This window comes from Dactylosporangium sp. CA-233914, assembly GCF_050942935.1.
In the GTDB taxonomy this organism is placed as follows: domain Bacteria; phylum Actinomycetota; class Actinomycetes; order Mycobacteriales; family Micromonosporaceae; genus Dactylosporangium.
The window spans coordinates 5,413,581-5,433,961 of sequence record NZ_CP192030.1 but is presented as its reverse complement, the minus strand read 5'-3'; the positions used below and the strand labels follow the sequence as shown (position 1 = coordinate 5,433,961).

Annotated in this window: 22 protein-coding genes and 1 pseudogene; 8 read left to right on the top strand and 15 right to left on the bottom strand. The window is 71.4% G+C overall.

Features of this window, described 5'->3' with window-relative positions; translation table 11 throughout:
- Positions 1-41: 41 nt before the first annotated feature.
- The 3 genes from ACQPY0_RS23955 to ACQPY0_RS23945 all read right to left on the bottom strand — a co-directional run bounded on the left by ACQPY0_RS23955 (position 42) and on the right by ACQPY0_RS23945 (position 2,765).
- A complete protein-coding gene (locus ACQPY0_RS23955; protein ID WP_432992703.1) occupies positions 42-1,145 on the bottom strand; it encodes a ricin-type beta-trefoil lectin domain protein in 1,104 nt (367 codons plus the stop codon).
- Between the two features lie 101 nt (positions 1,146-1,246).
- Positions 1,247-1,807 (bottom strand): DUF4291 domain-containing protein, encoded by a 561-nt coding sequence (locus ACQPY0_RS23950; RefSeq protein WP_432992700.1) that lies wholly within the window; start codon positions 1,805-1,807, stop codon positions 1,247-1,249.
- Between the two features lie 61 nt (positions 1,808-1,868).
- A complete protein-coding gene (locus ACQPY0_RS23945; protein ID WP_432992697.1) occupies positions 1,869-2,765 on the bottom strand; it encodes an alpha/beta fold hydrolase in 897 nt (298 codons plus the stop codon).
- A 283-nt stretch (positions 2,766-3,048) separates the two neighbouring features.
- Here ACQPY0_RS23945 and ACQPY0_RS23940 point away from each other — a divergent pair, with 283 nt between their 5' ends.
- The 4 genes from ACQPY0_RS23940 (at position 3,049) to ACQPY0_RS23925 (ending at position 5,293) form a co-directional block, all read left to right on the top strand.
- Positions 3,049-3,549: a SigE family RNA polymerase sigma factor gene (locus ACQPY0_RS23940; protein ID WP_432992694.1), complete on the top strand. Its 501-nt coding sequence runs from the start codon at positions 3,049-3,051 to the stop codon at positions 3,547-3,549.
- Between the two features lie 2 nt (positions 3,550-3,551).
- Positions 3,552-3,950, top strand: coding sequence for a hypothetical protein (locus ACQPY0_RS23935; protein ID WP_432992691.1), 399 nt, complete (start codon positions 3,552-3,554; stop codon positions 3,948-3,950).
- A 718-nt stretch (positions 3,951-4,668) separates the two neighbouring features.
- Positions 4,669-4,863 (top strand): hypothetical protein, encoded by a 195-nt coding sequence (locus ACQPY0_RS23930; protein WP_432992689.1) that lies wholly within the window; start codon positions 4,669-4,671, stop codon positions 4,861-4,863.
- A gap of 100 nt (positions 4,864-4,963) precedes the next feature.
- On the top strand, positions 4,964-5,293 hold the full coding sequence (locus ACQPY0_RS23925; protein ID WP_432992686.1) for a hypothetical protein: 330 nt from the start codon (positions 4,964-4,966) through the stop codon (positions 5,291-5,293).
- Positions 5,294-5,336: 43 nt separating this feature from the next.
- On the opposite strand, the gene ACQPY0_RS23920 is transcribed toward ACQPY0_RS23925, so the two are convergent.
- The 5 genes from ACQPY0_RS23920 to ACQPY0_RS23900 are packed head-to-tail and all read right to left on the bottom strand — an operon-like array spanning position 5,337 to position 10,238.
- Positions 5,337-6,233 carry an alpha/beta hydrolase family esterase gene (locus ACQPY0_RS23920; RefSeq protein ID WP_432992683.1) on the bottom strand — a complete coding sequence of 299 codons (897 nt, stop codon included), beginning with the start codon at positions 6,231-6,233 and terminating at the stop codon, positions 5,337-5,339.
- Positions 6,234-6,292: 59 nt separating this feature from the next.
- A complete protein-coding gene (locus ACQPY0_RS23915; protein WP_432992680.1) occupies positions 6,293-6,694 on the bottom strand; it encodes a VOC family protein in 402 nt (133 codons plus the stop codon).
- A 30-nt stretch (positions 6,695-6,724) separates the two neighbouring features.
- Positions 6,725-7,507, bottom strand: coding sequence for a phosphosulfolactate synthase (locus ACQPY0_RS23910; RefSeq protein WP_432992677.1), 783 nt, complete (start codon positions 7,505-7,507; stop codon positions 6,725-6,727).
- Positions 7,508-7,524: 17 nt separating this feature from the next.
- Positions 7,525-8,709: an acyltransferase gene (locus tag ACQPY0_RS23905; RefSeq protein WP_432992674.1), complete on the bottom strand. Its 1,185-nt coding sequence runs from the start codon at positions 8,707-8,709 to the stop codon at positions 7,525-7,527.
- Positions 8,706-10,238, bottom strand: coding sequence for a class I adenylate-forming enzyme family protein (locus ACQPY0_RS23900; protein WP_432992671.1), 1,533 nt, complete (start codon positions 10,236-10,238; stop codon positions 8,706-8,708). The genes ACQPY0_RS23905 and ACQPY0_RS23900 overlap by 4 nt, the downstream gene beginning before the upstream one ends.
- Before the next feature lie 402 nt (positions 10,239-10,640).
- Here ACQPY0_RS23900 and ACQPY0_RS23895 point away from each other — a divergent pair, with 402 nt between their 5' ends.
- Entirely contained in the window at positions 10,641-11,969 is a 1,329-nt protein-coding gene (locus ACQPY0_RS23895) for an alpha/beta hydrolase (RefSeq protein WP_432992668.1), read from the top strand.
- Between the two features lie 48 nt (positions 11,970-12,017).
- Here ACQPY0_RS23895 and ACQPY0_RS23890 read toward each other — a convergent pair whose 3' ends face one another.
- The 5 genes and pseudogenes from ACQPY0_RS23890 to ACQPY0_RS23870 all read right to left on the bottom strand — a co-directional run bounded on the left by ACQPY0_RS23890 (position 12,018) and on the right by ACQPY0_RS23870 (position 15,345).
- Positions 12,018-12,929 (bottom strand): sensor histidine kinase, encoded by a 912-nt coding sequence (locus ACQPY0_RS23890; RefSeq protein ID WP_432995365.1) that lies wholly within the window; start codon positions 12,927-12,929, stop codon positions 12,018-12,020.
- Positions 12,930-13,200: 271 nt separating this feature from the next.
- Positions 13,201-13,344 (bottom strand): annotated as a pseudogene (locus ACQPY0_RS23885) (response regulator transcription factor); the annotation flags it as partial.
- 99 nt (positions 13,345-13,443) lie between these two features.
- Positions 13,444-13,674, bottom strand: a complete 231-nt coding sequence (locus ACQPY0_RS23880) for a hypothetical protein (protein ID WP_432992665.1) — start codon at positions 13,672-13,674, stop codon at positions 13,444-13,446.
- Between the two features lie 103 nt (positions 13,675-13,777).
- Positions 13,778-14,530, bottom strand: a complete 753-nt coding sequence (locus ACQPY0_RS23875; RefSeq protein WP_432992662.1) for a DUF4386 domain-containing protein — start codon at positions 14,528-14,530, stop codon at positions 13,778-13,780.
- 89 nt (positions 14,531-14,619) lie between these two features.
- Positions 14,620-15,345: an NAD(P)-dependent oxidoreductase gene (locus ACQPY0_RS23870; RefSeq protein ID WP_432995363.1), complete on the bottom strand. Its 726-nt coding sequence runs from the start codon at positions 15,343-15,345 to the stop codon at positions 14,620-14,622.
- 113 nt (positions 15,346-15,458) lie between these two features.
- Between ACQPY0_RS23870 and ACQPY0_RS23865 the strand changes: the two genes are divergently transcribed.
- On the top strand, positions 15,459-16,130 hold the full coding sequence (locus ACQPY0_RS23865; RefSeq protein WP_432992659.1) for a TetR/AcrR family transcriptional regulator: 672 nt from the start codon (positions 15,459-15,461) through the stop codon (positions 16,128-16,130).
- Between the two features lie 91 nt (positions 16,131-16,221).
- On the opposite strand, the gene ACQPY0_RS23860 is transcribed toward ACQPY0_RS23865, so the two are convergent.
- Positions 16,222-17,019, bottom strand: coding sequence for a hypothetical protein (locus tag ACQPY0_RS23860; protein ID WP_432992656.1), 798 nt, complete (start codon positions 17,017-17,019; stop codon positions 16,222-16,224).
- Between the two features lie 268 nt (positions 17,020-17,287).
- Here ACQPY0_RS23860 and ACQPY0_RS23855 point away from each other — a divergent pair, with 268 nt between their 5' ends.
- Positions 17,288-17,674, top strand: a complete 387-nt coding sequence (locus ACQPY0_RS23855) for a VOC family protein (protein WP_432992653.1) — start codon at positions 17,288-17,290, stop codon at positions 17,672-17,674.
- A 95-nt stretch (positions 17,675-17,769) separates the two neighbouring features.
- On the top strand, positions 17,770-18,351 hold the full coding sequence (locus tag ACQPY0_RS23850; protein ID WP_432992650.1) for a DUF3558 family protein: 582 nt from the start codon (positions 17,770-17,772) through the stop codon (positions 18,349-18,351).
- A 116-nt stretch (positions 18,352-18,467) separates the two neighbouring features.
- On the opposite strand, the gene zwf is transcribed toward ACQPY0_RS23850, so the two are convergent.
- Positions 18,468-19,970 carry a glucose-6-phosphate dehydrogenase gene (gene zwf, locus ACQPY0_RS23845; protein ID WP_432992647.1) on the bottom strand — a complete coding sequence of 501 codons (1,503 nt, stop codon included), beginning with the start codon at positions 19,968-19,970 and terminating at the stop codon, positions 18,468-18,470.
- Positions 19,971-20,381 lie beyond the last annotated feature (411 nt).

The following is a 20,381-nucleotide window of genomic DNA, read 5'->3' as shown; positions in this document are numbered from 1 at the left end:
GACGGTGAACTCGCCGGTCCGGGGCGGTATTTTCGCAATGGTTACGGGAGCGTCCAGTTCTGGTTCGAGCCGCCGGAGCAGGACCAGATCTGCAGGCGGGTGCCGTTGGCCGAGCTGGGGCCGGCCGCGTCCAGGCACTTGCCCGAGCCCGGGTTGACCAGCGTCTGACCCGTGCGCGTCCACTTCTGGGCGTTGGTGCCGTTGCAGTCGTACAGCTGGACCTTGGTCCCGTCCGCGGTGCCGGCCGCCGTCACGTCCATGCACTTGCCCAGGGCGCGCAGGGTGCCGTCCGAGCCGCGGGTCCACTTCTGGGCGATCGTGGCGTTGCAGTCGTAGAGCTGCACGGCGGTGCCGTTGGCGGAGCTGGCCCCGGCGACGTCGACGCACTTGCCGCCGTAGCCGACGATCTGCCCTGCGGCACCGGTCGGGCCGGTGGTCGGGCCGCTCGTCGGGTTGCTGGCGACCCATGCACCGGCGGCCGCCGAGCCGGTGTTGTCGATGGCGGTGTTGCTCTCCACCGGGCTGGGCACGCTGGACGGGAACACGATGAAGGTGACCGGGCCGGCCGTGCCGCCGGACGCGGGGTTCGGGTCGATGCCCAGCGCCGTGGCCAGCGCGTAGGAGCCCTCGCCGATGATGTTGTCCGGCCCCTCGTCGGCGAAGACGGCGTAGGCGACCTGGTTGTTGTAGACCACCGCGGCGACCGCCCCGGGCCGGATGCCACTGGCGCCGTAGTCGAAGCGGGAGCTGGGCAGCGGGATCACGTAGTACCGCGTGACGTCCGAGGTGAAGTAGGAGCCGGTCGACGTGGCGAACGAGGTCTGCGCCTGGTACCAGGGATCGGTGCTCGCGTTGCAGCGCGAGGTGCCGATGCCGTCGCAGTCGATGTCCATGTCGGCGGTCCAGAAGTACGCCGAGCCGCTCTTGCAGATCGCCACGGTGGCCGCGCCGCCGTCGTCGGTGGCGTACTTGCCGTTGGAGACCTGGTTGCAGGTCGAGGTCCTGGCCAGCAGCTGGCTCGCGGTCGGGCCGGCGGCGAGCGCGGCGTTGCTGGTCTGGGCGAGGGCGTACGCGGTGGTCGCGGTGAACGACAGCACGACGGCCGCGATCGCGATCGCGATGAGGGGTACACGGTACCGCTTCACGGGCAGGCTCCTTGGAAGGAAGACTGACGGGTCTCCCCCACCGGCGAGCGGACGGTACCGCCGAGGGTTGGTAGACAGGAAACCTGACTGACAGACGTCTGTCAATGCGGGTACTCGCGCTCGGGCGGCAGCAGCGCCCGGGCCGCGTCGAGGTCGCGCGCCCGCACCAGCTCGTGGATCCGGTGCGCGAGAGCGGTGACGTCGGTGATGCGCACGGTCCACTCGTCGACGTACCGCCGGACCGCCTCGCCGCTGAGCCCCAGCTGCAGCGACCGGCACCCCGGCACCGGGCTCAGGTGCAGGTCCCGCTCCGGGTCCCACTGCACGCGCACCGGGCTCTCGCGCAGCTGCCGCTTCCAGTCGGCGACACTGGCGTGCAGGTCCCGGTCGTAGTGGCTCAGGCACGCACGCCCGAGCGCCCACTCGAAGCCGTCGCGCCGGATCTCGACCGCGAGGACGTGCTCCTGCCCCGGCTTGGTGGCCCAGCCGCTGCGGTACATCATCCAGAGGAACGAGGGTTTGATCCACGTCATCCGGTCCCGCTCGAAGGGCGCGACGAACCGCCCGGCCGCCGCGGCGGCGAGCGCTATCCCGGCACCGTACGCCTGATAAACGGTGATCGTCTCGGCGCAGTACACGGCCCGGATCTCCCGTGTCGACACTCCGCCATCCTGGGCGCCCCACCGGCACCGCGCCACCCAATATGGCGGCGCCGTCCCGCGGTCACGCCGGTCTCGGGGCGGTGGCCGTCTCGGCGATCAGGTTCACCAGGCGGTCGATGACGCCCGGGGACAGGTGGTGCGACATGCCGGGGATCTCGACGTGGCGGGCGCCCGGGATCGCGGCCGCCGTGGCCCGGCCGCCGCTGGGGTGCACCATGCGGTCCACGTCGCCGTGGACGACCAGGGCCGGGGCCGTGATCGAGCGCAGCGCGGCCGTGCGGTCGCCGGAGGCCTGGATCGCGCCGATCTGCCGCGCCACGCCGGCCGCCCGGGCCGGGCCGTCGCCGCGTTCCCAGGCCCGCGCCGCCCAGGCGCGCTCCACCGGCGCGTCGTACGGGAACACCCGGGAACCGATGTGGTCGAGCATCGACAGGTGGCGGATCACCCACTCGTCGCGGGTCCGGGCCGGGCGGCGGGCCATGCGCAGCAGCGTCGAGCGGGCCGGCCGGCCCACCCGGCGCGCGCCCGTCGTCGAGAAGATCGAGGTCAGGGTGGCTACCCGGGACGGGTGGCTCGCGGCCAGGGTCTGGGCGATCATGCCGCCCATCGACATGCCGACGACGTGGGCCCTCGGGATGCCCAGGTGCTCGAGCAGGCCGGCGGCGTCCCCGGCCATGTCCTCCAGCCGGTACGCGCCGGCCGGCGGGCGGGCGAACAGCTGGCGCAGCAGGCCCGGCGGGCGGGCCGCGACGCGCGTGGAGCGGCCGGCGTCGCGGTTGTCGAAGCGGACCAGGCGGAAGCCGCGACCGGTCAGGCCGTCCAGCAGCGGCTGCGGCCACGACGTCAGGTCCAGGCCCAGACCGGCGACCAGCAGCAGCGGCGGGCCGTCCGGGTCGCCCGACGTGCGGTAGCACAGGCTCACGCCGCCGGGGAGGGTGCAGTGCTCGTCCTCGCTCACCCGGACACCGTCGCACGGCCCGGCGTCCGGCGCGACCGCGGGTCGGGGCCGCCCCATCTCGTGGCATTGGTCCGGAATGTCGGGACCACGGCCCGGAACCCTGGCCCTGGAACCCGCCCGTCCATAGTGGGTCCAGATTCAGCCGCCGTTGACACGGGATCAGCCCGGGGAGCGGATCACCTCGCCTCGAGACGCTCGTCTCGCTGGCGTTCTCGTCCGCTTGGGATAGCCGCACAGCCCTCAGGCGTCTGTAACGGGTGAACGAGGAAACGAGGGTGGTGGGGTGGAAGAGGACGAACGGGCACGCTTGGCGGAGTTCGTGGCTGACCGTGCGCCAGCGCTGATGCGGGTCGCCTACCTGCTCACCGGTGACCGCAGCAGCGCGGAGGACTTGTTCCAGTCGGCACTGGCAAACACGATCCCGAAATGGCGGAGCATTCGCCACTCCGATCCGGAGGGGTACCTGCGGGCAGTCATGTACCGAGAGCAGGTGAGCTGGTGGCGGCGTTTGCGTCGGCGCCGATCGGCACCGACATGGCTGACTGAATCCGCAGTAGTCGATCCGCGCGCGGGAACGGATCTCCGGTTGGCGTTACGGGCCGCGCTGTGGCAGTTGCCGCCAGCGCAGCGAGCCGTGGTGGTCCTCCGCTACTACGAGGACCTGCCGGAGGCCAAGGTCGCCGAGCTGCTGGGCTGCTCCATCGGGACGGTACGCAGCCGGACTCACCGCTCGGTCACTCGCCTGCGTCAGCTTCTGCCGAGCATGGACCTTCTGGAGCTGTAGCGATGACCGATCCGTTCGAACACCTTCTCCGCTCCACCCTCTCCGAAATTGCCGAGGAGGCACCACCTGTGCAGGACGCATTGAGCAGGGCGGAGCGGCGGGCGCGTAACCGCCGCCGGAGCACCACGGCGGCGAGTGCTGTGGGCGCGCTGACCGCCCTTGTCATCGCCGCGCCGTTTGCATTTGCTGACAGCGACAGCGACGATGGCCGGCCGTCACAGCCGGCGAACATCGCCCCAACACCCAGCCCGAGCAATCCGGGCGGGCCGATCCCGAGCCCCAGCCCGAGCAAGCCCGGCGGGCCGATCCCCAGCCCCAGCCCGAGCAAGCCCGGCCAGCCGATCCCCAGCCCCAGCCCGAGCAAGCCCGGCCAGCCGATCCCCAGCCCGAGTTCGCGCTGATCCAGTCGGCCCTTGGGAGAAATTCTGGGAGAGGATCTTCGGGCGAACCCTCTCTACATTGCCGAAAACTGATGGCAACCAACACCGTGGCCGGCGCGTGAGACCGACAGCCACGACACCAGCGAATGGGGCGCACATGAGTATCTGCTGTCACCCCTCACCGCGTCGATGCCGCCCCAGAGCCTGGACCTGCCTACGCGAGGCGTGCTGGTGACCGCCTGAGAAACCCGCCCGAGAAGCCCAGGAGCCTCGACCCGCCCTGCGGTCGGGGCTCCTGGGCCAGCGCCTACAGCCACGTTAGGCGCAGAACCGGCCGCCATCTCCCCTGCAGGCCCTCTGACCTCGTTGGCAGCCCGCAAGGTACGCACCGCCTGTAGTCGAACTCCCGAGGAGAGTCGCCGCCGATGCTGCGGGTGCACACCCCCACCGAGGTCGCTGTTGCGCGTGCTGGATGCGTTCCGGTCGTGCTTCACCACCCCTACCTTCGCCACGTTCGTGACCCTGTCGGCCGGGATGGCGGCCCGGCCTGCGCATCGCACGGTGTGCGGCATGCTGACCGGGGCCGGCCTGGCCGGGTGTGGCGTCACAGCCGGGCGCACCAGTTCTTCGCCGGCTACGACGGCTCACTGAAAGTGAGCCAAAGGCGCCCAGAAACAGTCCCGGGCAACACCTTCGTGATCGCGGCGGTCGTGGTCTGACCATCCCGATCACCGGCATCGTGGAACGCTACGCCGCCCGCTGGGCCATCGAGGTCGCCTTCCACGACGCCAAGAACACCACCGGCGTCGGCGAAGCCGGCAACCGCACCCGCAACGCCATCGCCGCCCAATATCAGCCCGAAGTACCTGACCTGCCAACCGGCGAAGGAATCCGCACGGTGCAGACGACCTGGGCGGCGCAGGCAGTCGCATAACCGCGAAAGCCGAGGGGTCCGTACGGGGGTGAATTAGAACTGGTGTTCGAGTATCGTGGAGTCGGCTTCGATCGTTGCCTCACGGTGAGGGGTGGTGGCGATGGCGTCGATCGGCATGGACAGCGACGGGCATGGCGACGGATATGCGGTGCGCCTCGACTGGCCGGTGGCCCGGCACGGCGGGGTGCGGCACGAGTTCACACAGTTCACGACCAGCCTGCGCAAGGCGCTGCGGCGGGCGGTGGGGACGCAGCGATACTGGGCGACCGGGCCGGCGCGGCCGCTCGCGGTGACGGTGGTGCCGATCGGGCGCGGCGAGTATGCGGCGCACGGGCGGGAGTGCGCGGCGCTGACCTGCCCGACGATGGCGCCGCTGCTGGGAATGGACGCGATCCGGGTCGACGGGTTGGCGCTGCCACCGGGCGCTTAGGTGCACTCGGTCATGACGTTGGCGGCGGCGGGGCTGCACCGGGTCAGTTCCGGCAGCCCGCGGTCGCGCTGCGGACGGTGCTGAAGAAGTCCCAGATCACCTGGGCGGCCGACGGGGTGGCGTCGTCGCCCTGCGGCCAGTCGTGGCTGCCGCCGTGGTAGAGGGCGAGCCGCACGCACCGCCCGGTGCCGCACGGCGCCCACGTGCTGGTGCTCAGGCTGCCCTGCGCGTGGGTGATCGGGGCACCGGGGCAGCGGTTCGCCCGCCGATACTGGTCCACCTGCGCGTCGACGGTGGGTTGGGTGTAGCCGCCGAGGGTGTGCGGGGCTCCGCCGGCGCCGATGGTCAGTTCCGGGTCGCCGGTGGCGGCGATCTCCAGCAGTGACGCCGGCGCCGGGTTCGGGCACGGCATGGAGCTGACGGCCCCGTACGACGCGACGGCCGCGAAGCGTCGAGGCGCCGCGCAGGCCATGCGCAGGGCCATCTTTCCGCCGTTGCTGTACCCGACCAGGAACACCCGGCCGGAGGCGGCGTCGGGCTGGGTGTCGAGCACCTGGTCGACGACGGCGGTGAGGAAGGCGACGTCGTCGACCGCGGCGGCCTGGGCCTGGCCGCAGCAGTAGCCCGCGTTCCAGGACTGGCCGACCCCGGCGGGGTACACCAGGATCGCCGGCCCGGTCACGTCGGCGAACCCGCTGCGCTGCCGCTCGTACTCCGGCGTGACGCAGCAGCCGTGCAGGCTGACCAGCACCGGCAGCCGGGCCGCACCGGCCGGCCACGGACGGACCAGCAGATAGCTGCGGGTCAGGCCGGTAACGACGATCGGGACGCTCGCCTGGGTCCACCGCACGGGCGGTCCCGGCGGCGTTCGCACCGACGGCGAGCGTGAAGCGGTCAGGGCCAGGCACACGACCACGACGAGCGCCGACGCGGTCGGCACCGGTCGCCTGCGGCCGCAGCGACGATCCGGGCCGGCGGGCATCGGTGGCGGCCCGGTGCTCAGTACTGCAGCCTCGGGTCGTCGTACTGCTTGAACTCCAGCACGTTGTTGGACGGGTCGACGAGGAAGATGGTGCGGTGCTGCTCGGCGGTGCCCTCGAACCGGGTCGCGGGGCCGGACAGGACTCGCAGCTTGCGGTGCTCGACCAGTTGCAGCAGCCGGTCGAAGTCCTCGGCGTGGGCGAACGTGACGCCGAAGTGCCGTGGGTACTCGACGGGTTCGGCGGCCACGGCGGCGGCGTCGAGGTGGCAGACGAGCTGGTCGCCGAAGAAGTCGAACGTGACGCGGTCGTCGTAGCGGCGGGCCAGCTTGGCGCCGAGGCCGAAGACGTAGAACCGGACCGCCTCGTCGAGGTCGTGGGTGGGCACCGCGACGTGGAAGGCGTCGTGCGTGGATCGCATGCTGGTCTCCTCGACAGGGTCAGGGAAGGGTCAGGTGCCGGAGGGAAGGCTCGACGCGACGCGTTCGCTGTCGCCCATGTCACCGACGCCGGTGGCGACGTGCAGCAGGGTGTCGCCCCGCAGCCCGCGGCGCAGCGTCTCCGCCCCGAGGACGTCGGCGGCGGCGACGTTGCCGAGGTTGACGCCCGGGCCCAGGGCGTTGATGAGCTCCACCTGCAGCGTCTTGGTCGGCGCCTCGAACATCACCCGCTCGGTGTCGACGTTGTCGATCACCGCGTCCAGGACGTCCCGGCGCAGGTGCCCGTCGGCCCGGGCGATGCCGCTGCGGCCGCTCTCACGAGCCTCGGTGACGACCATGTGGGCGCCGGCGTCGAGGTCCTCGCGCATCGCGTCGACCCACTGGGCCGGGGTGAGCCGCGCCGAGCGGTCGGCATCCTTGTAGCCGACCTCGGACAGGACGGGGCGGTACTGCGCCATGCGCCGCACGTGTTCGGCCTTGCCGCGCTGGTCCAGCGGGATGGTGCCGTTGGACACCTCGATGTGGGTGGCGCCGGTGCGCCGGACCAGCTGGAGGTACTCGTCCAGCCGGCCGGTCCACAGGTGGTGCTCGAAGAGCGTGCCGCCGAAATAGAACCCGATGGCGGCGTCCCGCAGCACCCCGACCTTGCGATCGAGGTCCCGGGTGACCAGGGCCGTGCCCCAGCCGAACTTGACCAGGTCGATGTAGTGGCCGTGGCTGGTGATGAGATCGGTGAAGGCACCGGTGGGCAGCCCGCCGTCGATCACCATCGTCATGCCGGGTGACGTTCGCATCGCATCCTCCTCAAGGGTCATCCCCGGGTACCGCGCCGGGGGCGGCCGGTCAGCGCCAGGCTCAGCGGCGTGCGCAGCGCCACCGCCACCGCCGCCCAGCACGCCAGATAGACCAATGGGACGACGGCCATCGCGACCGCGGTGACGAGCGGGCCCGGCTGCCGCTGCGCCACGGCGGTCAGGCCGGTGGCCGCGCACACCGCCAGCAGACCCTGCAGCAGCAACGGGTGAGCCAGGTAGACCCCGAACGAGGCGTCCGAGGCGGAGCGCACCAGACGCCGGCCCGGTGCGCGCCGGCGCTGCCAGGCCACGCCGCAGGCCAGGAACGCCCACGCGACGGCGACACTCTCCACCACGACGACGGGCTGGAACACGGCGCTGGCGAGCACCGGGGGCTGCCCCAGTTCCGATGCCCGCACGAAGAAGACCGCGACGCCCGCGGCGACGGCGAGCGCGCATCCGGCGAACACCCACCACATCCGCTCGAGGGTCCACCGCATGAGCGTCTCCGCGTGCCACGCCGCCACGCCACCCGCCACGACGAACCCCAGGTAGCTGGGCAGGTACGCGCTGGGGTCGCCGAGCCCGGGCACCGATGCGCGCTGTACGGCGGTGTAGCAGCCGACCTGGTAGACCGCGGCGCCGGCCAGCAGCCATCCGTGCCGGCCGCGGGTGGCCGTCAACAGCCGGCGCAGCAGCGGGAACACGAGGTACACCTGCATGGTCACCAGCAGGAAATACAGGTGGTAGCGGGCGGCGCCGCTCAGCAGGTCTGCGGCGAACCCGGAAAGCGCCTCGCCGACCGGGTGCAGCGGCTCGCCGCCGGCGAGGAAGTACACCGCGCTCCACAACAGGTACGGCGCGCCGACCAGCAGGTAACGCCGGCGCCAGAACGCCCACCAGCGCGACGGCGCGCGATCGCGATGACTGTAGACGAGCACGAACGCGGTGAGCAGGAAGAAGACCTCGCGGCTGACGTGCAGCACGATGAGTGGCGCACCGTTGGACAGCGTCACGCCGCCGGGCTGCTGGGCGAGCACGTGGACGGCGATGACGAGGGCGACGGTCAGCACCCGCACGACGTCGAGCGAGTCGAGGCGGGCGGGTGCTCGTGGCTGCTCGTGCGGCGTCCACGCCTGGGCGGCCGGTCCGCCGCCGGGTGCCGTGCGCGCACCGGCGAGCGGCCGCGGCGACCCGCTCACCGGCCACCGCCCGGGACCGGCCCGCCGGCCAGGGCCGCCACGTCGGCGCGCAGGGCCCGGCGAAGCACCTTGCCCGTGGGGCTGGTCGGCAGCTCGGCGGTGACGGTGATGGCGGCCGGCCACTTGTGGCGGGGCAGCCGCTGGGCGCACAGCCGGTCCAGTTCCTCGACCAGACCCGCTTCCGTGCGGTGCGGCCGGAGCATGACGAACGCGACCGGTACCTGGCCGAGCCGCTCGTGCGGCGCGGCGACCACGGCGGCCGAGCCGACCGCGGGATGGCCGAGCAGGACGTGCTCCACCTCCTGCGGGTGGAGCTTCTCCCCGCCCCGGTTGATCACGTCGTCGGCGCGGCCGACCAGGTACACGTAGCCGTCCTCGTCACGCCACCCCAGATCGCCGGTGGGCAGCCACCCGTGCGCGTCGCGGGCCGACCGGCTCGCCTCCGCCCCGTGCCCGGTCAGCTCCAGATACCGGTCGGTCACCCGCCGGCCGCGCAGGACGACCATGCCCTGCGAACCCGGCGGGACGGGCCGGCCGTCCGGGCCGGCGACCGCCAGCTCGACGCCGACCGGCAGCCCGACGGAGCCGGCGCGCCGGGCGGAGACGTCGAGCGGATCGGCGGTGATCTGACCGGCCGCCTCGGTCATCCCGTACGTGTTCAGCACCGCGACGCCGGTGTGCGCGGTGAAGGCATCCCGCGTCGGGACGGGCAGCGGCGCCGATGCGGAACGGGCGAAGCGCAGCCGCGCGACGGTCGCCTCGGGTGGCGCGGGCTGTGCGGCCAGAGCACCCAGGATCGCCGGTACGGTGTTGAGCCAGGTGGGTGACCACTGCGCCACCCGCGACCAGTACGCGTCGGGCTCGAAGCGGCGGTCCAGCACCAGCGACGCGCCGCTGACCAGCGCCGCGAGCAACCCCATCACCTGCGCGTTCACGTGGAACAGCGGCAGCGGGCTGTACCCGCGCTGGCCCGGCCCGAACCGGTGGTGCCCGGCGACCCGCCGCGCGGCGTGCAGCAGTTGCGCCTGCGACAGGGGGACGCCCTTCGGCTCACCCGTCGTGCCGGACGTCGCCAGCAACACGGCCGGGCGCGACACGGCACCGGCGCTCGGCCGCACGCCGGTCGGCGCCGCGCCCACCGGCACCGGCGCGGCGTGCTCGGCCACCCAGATCTCCACCCCCGCCACCGGCGAGCTCAGCGGCGCGTCGGTGACCACGACGTCGGCCCGCAGCCGGGTGAGGAAATCGTCCAGCGCCGGCGCCGGCAGCCGGGGGTCGGCGGGGACCACCGTGAGACCGGCGGCCAGCCCCCCGAGGTAGGCGGCGGCGAAGTCCAGCGGGTCGGCGACGACCAGAGCGATCCGCGCGCCCGGCGGCAACCGGCGCGCGGCGGCCAGTTCCCGGAGCCGTTCGGCGTACGCGCCCAGCGCCGGCCATGAGATCGCGTGACCGTCCGCGCCGGCGATGAACGCCGGCTCCTCCGGTTGCTCCTGCGCTCGTGCGGCCAGCAGCCGAGATACCACCGCCATGCGTCTGCCTTCCTGTACGAACGCTTCGTCACCTTCGGGTGAGCTCGGCCCCCGGGTCGTCTTTTCTGTTGGTGTACAAGGGTTTGCGATCCAGCCGCAGCCATACCCAGCGACGGGCGGAGCAATCGCCGGCCGCCGCCCGAGCAACTTCACGGCCGGCGGCGGCGGTGCGGACAGGCCGGTTGGCTACCGTTGAGCGATGTCCACGGCACTGCCGCCGGTCGACGAGACATCTCGAGGCGTGCGTGAGCGACAGCGTCCGGATCGCCGGCCGGGTGCAGCACAACTACCCGGCCGTCACCATCTACGACCTGTCGAGGCCGATCCCGCCGCCTTCCTTGTGCGATTCGTCCTCACGCGTGGCCGGGTCTTCCGCGCCGCGCACTGACGAGGCGGTGATCCATGAACTGGTTGAAGCGCAGCACCATCTGCGCCGTGGTCGCGGTCGCGGTGCTCGCCGGCCTGGTCCTCGCCACCGGCGCCGGGCTCTTCGACGGCGTACCGCTGCTGAACCCGGCCGCGGCCACCGCGATCGAACTGCTCGCCGTCGCCGCCCTGGTCGGCTCGTGGGCACGCCGGGACCCGCGCTGGCTGACGCGCACACTGCCGCTGCTGTGGGGCTCGGCGCTGGTGCTCACCGTCGCGACCGTGGTCACATTGCGGGTGACCGCGACGATCCGCGACCGCTACCCGCCGATCTTCGCCGTCTGGTTCGCCCTCGCGGTGGCGGCCATCGCCGGCGTGCCGCTCGCGCTGTCCCGCCCGGGCCTCGCCCGCCGGATCGCCGCCGTGTGCGCGGTGCCGCTGACGCTCGCCGGCGGACTGCTGGTCGTCAATCAGGTGTACGCCACCTGGCCGACTGCCGGCGACCTCCTCGGCCACACGCACGCGCTGGGCGGGGGCGCACTCGACCGGGCGCTGCGCTCGCCACCGCCGTCGGTACGCCAGAAGGGCCTGCTCGGTGCGTACGACATGCCGGCGACGGTCGCACACTTCCCGCACCGGCCCGGATACGTGTACCTGCCGCCGGCCTACTTCACCGCCGACCGCCCGAACCTGCCCGTCGTGGTGGTGCTGGCCGGCGTGCCGGGCTGGACCAGCCAGTGGCCGCAGGCGGGCGGGGCGGTGACCACCGCCGCCGGCTACGCCGCCGGTCACCACGGAGTCGCGCCGGTACTCGTCTTCGCCGACCAGAACGGCGGGACGTACCGGGACACGGAGTGCGTCGACGGGCCGCTCGGCAATGCCGAGACCTTCCTCACCGTCGACATCCCCGCGTTCGTCACCGGCACGCTCCACGTCCGGCACGACGCCAGCGCGTGGGCCGTCGTCGGCTTCTCCGAGGGCGGTACCTGCGCGACCGATCTCGTGCTGCGCCACCCCGGCGTATTCCGGCACCTCGTCGACCTGGGCGGCGAGCCGCGGCCGACGCTGCGCGGCCCGCGCACGACCCTGCTCACACTGTTCGACGGCTCCGCCGCCGCCGAGCGCGCCCACGACCCCGCGCACCTGCTCGCCACCCGCCGGTACGACCAGGTCAGCGCCTGGTTCGCCGCGGGCGCCGACGATTCCAGCGGGATCGTCACCGCCCATCAGCTCGCGCAGGCGGCGGCCGCGGCGGGTGCCACATGCCACGAGTTCACCGGCGACGGCGGGCACAACTGGCGATTCGCCCGCACGGCCTTCGCCCAGGTCCTGCCACCGCTCGCCCAGGACCTGGGAATCCACTGAGCATTCCCGCAACGATAACCCTGACCATCGACCGCCTCACGCACTGAGCTAGCCGCAGGCTGTCCGTTCGGGGATTCGAACCTCGGCGATGAGACCGCCTGCTGCTCCGGGGTCGCCGGTGTTGGCGACACGAAGAACGAATTCGTGCCCTTCAGCACGGAGGTCCAGTTCGACCCGGCCACCGCGACGGTTGTGCCGTATCGCGTTGTCGAGCAGGTTGCGGACCATGAGCCGGACCAGGGTCGAATCTCCCCCGATAACGGCGGCATCGAGATCGGCGCACAACGTCACGTCGTGTTCCAGGGCGGCTGCCTGATGACTCTGGGCTTCCTGGCGCACGATGAGCGTCAGGTCGATATCCTCGAGAAGGCCCGCGCCTGCTTGGGTTTCCGCCAGATCCAGCAGTGTGCGTACGGTTTGCACGCTGCGACTGTTCAGGCTGCGCAAATCCTGCAGAAGATCACGCGTCAATCCCTGCGGGGCGTCGGCCAGCGCATCATCGAGGACCGCCTGCGTGACGGCCAGGGGCGTCTGCAGTTCGTGGGAGGCGTTCGCCGCGAAACGGCGTTGGGCCTCGAAAGCGTCGTCCAGCCTCGCCAGCATGATGTTGAAGCTGACGGCCAGGTCGGTGACTTCGTTCCGGACGCGGCCGACGGGTACCCGAGCCCGAAGATTCGTTTGCGCGGCCTGGCGTGCCGCGTCGGTCATCGAACGCAAGGGTGCCAGTGAGCGCCGCACTATCCAGCGCACGACAACCGCTCCCGCGATGACCACGACGGCGAAAGCCATTGCCGAGAAGACCAGCAGACGTTCGACCTCTCGCCGAGGCAGCACCGGCCCTGACACGCCCGCCGGCGGCGCAACGGCACTGCCGGTTCGGCCGGGCGAGACCCCGGGTGCCGCGCCGACGATGCCGTTCGGGACGTAGGTCATCAACAGTGTGATGGTCGCCGCCATCACCAATGCCAACGCGGCCGATGACAGCGATCAGGCTCCCGATGATGTGAGCGCTGATGGACCCGCGGCGGCCGAATCGCGCGGTCCTGCCCTCATCAGGTGCGGACAACGCGGTACCCGACACCGGGAACGGTCTCGATCGGCCACGGCTTGCCGAGCTTCTTGCGCAACGTGGAGACGGAACGCCTGATGCGTGAAGGGATCGAGCCGAAGTTGCGATGATGTACTTGCACACCTCATCGCCGGACAGCAGCGGCAGGTCGCGATCAAGAACGACCGCTTCGTACTCCTCGGACTGCAGGCGGTCAATCGCGGCCCTGCCGTCATGGACCACGTCGACCGTCAGACCTGCGCGGTGCAACCCGTTGCGGATGGTACGGGCGAGGATCTGCTCATCCTCCGCCAGCAGGACTCTCACGCAGGTTTTCCTTCGACGTCTTGCACCCTACGCTCCGATCGCACCGAGGCGAGGCGGCGGCGGGCTGGACAGCGGACGCCCAGCCCGCCAGCGCCGGTACTACTTGGCCGGCGTCGCAGCCTCCGCCTTCTCGAGCGTCACGCCGGCGGGGGGCTTGTCTCCCGTCTGGCCCACCCGGCCGATCTCCGGGGCGTCCGTGGCCGTGGTGGAACCCGCTGGGGAAGTGTTGGTGGAGGTGTCCGCGCTGGCCATCGACGCCGCGACGGCCATCCCGCCACCGGCCAGACCAAGGACGAGCACGGCCCCGGCGAGAGATTTCTTGATCTTCATGACGTGGACCTCTCTACCGCGCCGTCCCTCGGCGTCGGCAGCATCAGTCAAGGCGGTCCACTGTTGCGGGATCATCAAGAGCCTGCGGGCCGGGCGACCAGCGTCAGTACCTCGGTCTCCCGGCCGGTGAGGCCCCGTCCAGGGCTGCGGGGGCGACGGCAGGAGCCCGTGTGCCGGGTTCGGGAACCCGCACTGCCTTGACCAGCAGCCACGCGATGAACGACAGTTCCGCGACCGCCGCGGGGGTCATGGCGAACGGTGAGATGCTTTCACCGAAGGCGGGGGCAAGGAAGCGTGCGAACACGTCCACGAGGTGGCCGAAGCATCCGATCACCAGCAGGACGCCCAGCACTTTGGGAAAGTAGCCCGACTTGACGACCAGGTAGCCCAGCGGCAGCAGCCACAGGCCGAAGTACGTCTGGGCAATGAGGTATCCATCGCGTTGGATGTCGGCAAACAGCATGGTCAGCTGGTCGGAATCGGCCGGAGCGAAGGCGCCGGTGTGGCCCCGGCCGGTGGCGATCGTCAGCGCCGCTTTCTGGTTGAGCAGGTTCAGGCTTTGGATCGCGACGCTGACCGCGACGAAGGTGACCATCGCGGCGGCGGCCATCTGGTTGACGTGCCTGAGCAGCAGATACAGGGCCATGCCCGTCAACAGAAAAGCCGTGGCCCCCGCCAACTCGCTGACGAAGCCGATCCGAAACAGGGTGGCCGAGGTGTCGATGTTGTCGGCCGTGGACGCTGCGTCCCCCGACTCGACGATGCGCGTGTTCACCAGACCGGCGAAGATGGTGAACACGGCCACGATCAGATATAGGGACCCCGCGATCCTCGCGAGCGTCTTCGGTGCGGTCACGGTTTGGGCCTTCCTTCGTTTGCCGGACCGGCCAGCCGAATCTGACCGTGGTGGGATCGCGAGGTGGATTCGGGGACCCAGCCGGACGCTCACGCCGGGCCGTCGGCGTGGGCGAGGGCCGATGGGCTCAGCCGGCCGACGATGGCCGGGGCCTCGTGGACGAGGGCGTCGTTCTCCACCGCCTCGACCATGAAACGGGCGTAGTCCACGCGACGGGTCAGGTTGCTCGCGAGGACAGGGTCACCCACGTGCCGGCTCCACACCGGCAGGCCCTGGCTCTCGCCCTCCTCCAGGTCGCTGCCACGCACGACCGTCCAGCTGGTGTCACTGGCGAAGATCCTGCGACACGCCTCCACCTGGTCGTCCACGTCCACGACCCGGGCAAGCTTCGCCAGCCGCCCGAGCACGGCCGCGTACATCTTGAACTTCCGGGTGTACACGTCCTTCCCGTCGCGGGTGATGTGCCAGCCGCAGGAGAAGATCAAACGGGCGCCTGGACGTGCGTGGTCGAGCACGGCCTGGGCCGTACCGGAGGCGTACTGCTTCACTCCCCACGGCACCAGCACCGTGAGTACGGCGTCACATCCGTTCACCGCCTGCGCGATGACCGTATGGTCGTCGGTCGCTCCGGGGATCACCCTGATCCGTCCCTCGAACTCCGCGAGCTTGCTTACGCTCTGCTCCCGGCACACGCCCACGACCTCGTACCCGCGGTCCAACGCGTGCTGCACCATGTAGCGCCCGAGCTTCCCGGAGGCGCCGACAACGCACACCCTCTTGCCGGTGCCCGGCTTCCTGACCCCGTCCGAACCGATCGACTCCACGACCCTCTCCTCAGCTCGCCACCACCGCTGTCCTTACACCGTAAGGTACAGCCTTGCAGTGTAAGGTTGTCAAGCCGTCCAATCCCCTCAGACAGGAGAACCTCGTGGCCACGGAGCCAGCCGACACCCCTCGCCGCACCTCACTCAGCAAGGAGATGGTGCTTCGCGAAGCGGTCGCGCTGGCGGACGAGACCGGCACCGGCGCGCCGAGCATGCGCACGCTCGCCAAGCGGCTCGGCGTCGAGGCCATGTCGCTCTACCACCACTTCCGCAACAAGGACATGATCCTCGACGGCATGCTCGACCTCGTCTTCGGCGAGATCGAGCTCCCGTCGGACGTCGACTGGCGAACCGCGATGCGACGGCGGGCAGTCTCGATGCGCGGCACACTGATCCGCCACCCGTGGGCGATCAGCCTGATGGACTCGCGGACAAACCCGGGCCACGCGACGCTGCGCCACCACAACGCGGTCATCGGCTGTCTACGGTCAGGAGGCTTCTCGATCGCCGGTGCGGCACACGCGTTCTCCGTGCTGGACAGCTACATCTACGGGTGCACGCTCCAGGAGCTCAGCCTGCCCTTCACATCATCCGTCGACCTCGAGGACGTGGCGGGCTCGATCCTGAACCAGATGCCCCGCGACGAATTCCCGCACCTCACCGAGATGATCCTCGACCGCGCCCTGAAACCTGGTTACGCGTACACCGAGGAGTTCGACATCGGACTCGACCTGATCCTCGACGGACTGCGGCGAGAACGCGAAAGCTGGCTGTAACCTGCGAGCAAACCTCGGCCGGGACTTACTGGAATGACAACGGACGGACTTCACTGGCAACTGAACTGTGCCCGCGATGGCGGGCCGCCGCCTACTCGGCTGGCGGCGCCGGGGCGGCGGGTGTAGGTCGGTGAGAGCCGGTCAAGCCCGTGACGATCAGCAGGTACGCGGCCAGCTCCACCGCGGCCGTGATCGCCGGGACGGGCTGCGGCAGGGACAGCGTGGGTGTGATGGCGTCCCAGGTGAACAGTGCGGTGCGGTCCCCGGCGTAGAAGGGCAGCGGCACGGCGCCGATGCTCGCGTCCAGTTGCGGCAGCGCGACCACGGCCAGCAACGCCGCGCCGGTCGAGGCCAGCCGCCGGCCGTGCCCGGCCAGCGCCGCGGCGAGCGCCAGCGCGGTCAGTCCGAGCGCCAGCGGCGGCAGCACAGCGAGGCCCGCGGCGCTCACCGCGTCAGCGGAATCGTTGCCTCCTGGGTACCGCCGGTGCTCGGCGCGGACATCGAGCCAGATGTCGACGACACGCACGACCGCATACCCGGCAACCAGCGCGGCCGCCACCGCCGCGGCGGCCACCGTGCGCCGGCGCAAGCCGCCGCGGCGCCACGCCACGAGCAACAGCACGACCGCGGTCAACGACGCCCAGCAGACGGTGAGCGACGCCCAGGAGGCGGTGAGACCTGACTCGAAGCCGGACGGTATGTCGTTGCCGGGCTGGAGCACCTGCCAGCCGTAGCCTGCAGCGTCCGGGTCCGCCGGCATCGTCCGGACCGCGTCCACGAAGAGCACCGCGAGGGCTGCCGGCACCGCCCAGCGGGGGCTCGGCAGCCCGCCGGCCACGGCCTGAGCCAGGAGCAGGCCGATGCTCACCACCTCGGCGTAGCGCCACATCGGATGAGCTATCAGGATGCCCGCGACATGCACGACGGCGCACGCCGCCGCAAGAGACAGGAGAAGTGGCCTGGGACGCACGAGGCGCATCGTGTCACGAACCCTTGGCGACCGCCGCCCCATGGCAACGAAGCCGGGCGGAGATCCTGGCCGAAGTGACACCCTCGGCATCCCCTCACGTAAAGCCGGGAGCCCACGCGGAATCTGCGGCGAGCTGCGCGGTCTGCAGCAACGGTCCTGTACTCGACCACGCTGCATACTGCTGGGCGTGGCTCATTTCAGTAGGCTCTACGCGATCTGCATCGACGTCCCCCGCCCCGGCCACGACGCCTCGGTGGCGTTCTGGTCCGGGGCGGCCGGGGCGGACCTGCCGGTCGTCGGCAGATATCCCGAGTTCAACGGCGCGCGGCTGCCCCACCACGACATGCTGCTGCTGACCCAGCGGCTCGGCGACGGGCCGGCCCGGATGCACCTGGACTTCCACACCGACGACCTCGACGCCGAGGTCGCCCGGCTGGAGGCGCTCGGCGCCTGCAAGGTCGATCGCGCCGAGAACTGGCAGGTCATGCGGGACCCGGCGGGGCTGCTGTTCTGCGTGGTGCTGGACGGTCCCGGCGTGCTGTCGGAGGCCAACGCCACCCGCTGGGAGGACTGAACGATCCCGGAAACGTGCCAGGCCGCACCGGCCGTACGCCGCGGCGGGCGGTGAGCGCGCACCTTGGTCGTACCACCACGACCGAGGAGGCCACCGTGTCACGTCGAATCCTTGTCCTCGCCGCGGCCGCCCTCGGGGCGCTGGGCCTGGCCGGCTGTACCCAGGACGCCGGGACCGCCACCGCGAAGCCGTCCGCACCCGCCGCCGCCCCGTCGTCGGCGGCGCCCGCCGCGTCCGCACCGACCTCGGCCGGCGCGAAGAGCGCGTCGGCCAAGCCGTCCGGTTCGAAGCCGGCCGGCGCGGTCCCGGACATCTGCAAGCTCATGTCCAAGACCGAGGTCGGCATGCTCACCGGCGAGCAGGTGACGCTCATGACCGACGACGGCGGGGCGTCCAGCGGGGCGCGGTACTGCCAATGGCAGCTCTCCCAGGGCCAGCTCACGGTGTCCGTGAGCCTGGAGACCCGGGAGAACTTCGACGTGCGCAACAAGCAGGCGGTCCCTGTGCCCGGGATCGGGACCACCGCCTACTCGCTCGCCGGGCACCTCTACGTCTGGGAGGACGGCCGGGACGTGGACGTATACGTCTCATCGGAATCCAGCGACCAGGCGAACCTGTCGGTGGCGCGGCGCACGGCCCAGCAGCTGCTGCCGCGGCTGGCGGCGGCGGCGAAGTAGCCGCCCGGTTCCGCCGGCTCGGGCCGGTCCGACCGGGTGCCTGGCCGAGGCATGGAGAAACCCCGGCCCCGGCGCGGGGTTGGGCGCGCCGGCCCGGGGCTTTCCGAGAGGGTGGGTCAGGCGACCGTGTTGCGCCAGGCTCGGCCGCTGCGTTCGATCAGGCGGTTGGCGTCCGTCGGGCCCCAGGAGGCGGCCTCGTACGTCGGGATCGGGCTCGTGTCCTCGGCCCAGCGCTCGATGATCGGGTCCACGATCCGCCAGCACTGCTCGACCTCGTCGGAGCGGATGAACAGCGTCGTGTCGCCGATCAGGGCGTCGAGCAGCAGGCGCTCGTAGGCCTCCGGGGACTCCTCGCGGAAGGTCTTGTCGTAGGAGAAGTCCATGCTCGCCGAGCGGACCCGGAACGAGTGGCCCGGGACCTTCGCGCCGAAGCGCAGGGCGATGCCCTCGTCCGGCTGGATGCGCAGGATCAGGGCGTCCGGCTGCAGCTCGGTCAGCTGCGAGTCCGGGATCGGCAGGTGCGGCGGGCGCTGGAACTGCAGCGCCACCTCGGTGACCCGGCTCGGCAGACGCTTCCCCGTGCGAACGTAGAACGGGACGCCCGCCCAGCGCCAGTTGTCCACGTCCAGGCGCAGGGCCGCGTAGGTCTCGGTGCGCGAGAGCGGGTCGACGCCGGGCTCCTCGCGGTAGCCGGGCATGAGCTCCTCGCGGGTGCCGCCGCGGGTGTACTGCCCCCGCACCGCGATGTCGTCGATGTCGCGGCCGCGGGGCAGGCGGATCGCCTGCAGCAGCTTCACCTTCTCGTTGCGCACCGCCTCGGCGGCGAAGGAGGCCGGCGGCTCCATGAGGGCGAGGGCGAGCACCTGCAGCACGTGGTTCTGCACGATGTCGCGCATCGCGCCGGCGTGCTCGTAGAAGCTGCCGCGGGTGCCCACGCCGAGGGTCTCGGCGACGGTGATCTGCACGTGGTCGACCCAGGTGCGGTTCCAGATCGGCTGGAAGATCGAGTTGGCGAAGCGCAGCGCGAGCACGTTCTGGACGGTGTCCTTGCCCAGGTAGTGGTCGATCCGGAAGACCTGCGACTCGTCGAAGGCGGCGTGCACGGTCTGGTCGAGCTGCTTGGCGCTGCGCTCGTCGTGCCCATACGGCTTCTCGATGACCAGGCGGGCGAAGGAGCCCTCCCGCGCCTGGTTCAGCCCGGCGCCGGCCAGGCCGTTGACGACCAGCGGGAACGCCTCGGCGGGGGTGGAGAGGTAGAAGATCCGGTTGCCGCTGGTGCCACGCTGCTCGTCGAGCTCGTCGAGCAGGGTGGAGAGGTTCTTGTACGTCTCCGGGTCGTCGTAGCCGCCGGCGATGTAGCGCACGCCGCCGGCCAGCTGCCCCATGCCGGACAGGCCGCGCTCGCCGAGCACGTTGTGGATGAACCGCTCGTCGTCCATCGGGGTGCGGGCCACGCCCACGACCGCGAACCGCTCGGTGAGCCGGTTGTGGCGGGCGAGGCTCTCGATCGCCGGGATCAGCTTGCGGCGGGTGAGGTCACCGGACGCGCCGAAGATCACCACCGTCGCCGGCGGGGCGTGCCGGTTGTCGGACTCCTGCAGGACCGTCTCGCTGGACATGGGATGCCTCTCCGTCGGACTGCCGCCGTGACCTTACGAGGCAACGGATGCGGGCAGCAACGATTCCGAACGTGACCGGCGTCTCTGCGCGGCCCGTTCCCAGCGTAGTCAGTACGTCGGGGGGCATGGGACGCCCCGCACGGCATGACTCGGACAGCCTCCTGGACGCCGGCGTCCGCCTCGTCGCCGACGGCGGGTGCGAAGGCGCTCACGGTCGCGGCGGTCGCGCGGGAGGCGGGCGGGCCGAGCGGGGCCGCACTCGCCTCGGGCCCCCGCCGCCGCGGCGCGGCACGTGGTGGCGTGGTGCCGGGCCCGAGATCCCGGACCGGGCCGAGGACCTCGCCGAGGAGACGGCGGTCCGAATGTTCGAGAAATGTCGCTAAAAGCGTGAGGCGTCCGGCGGCGACCTGG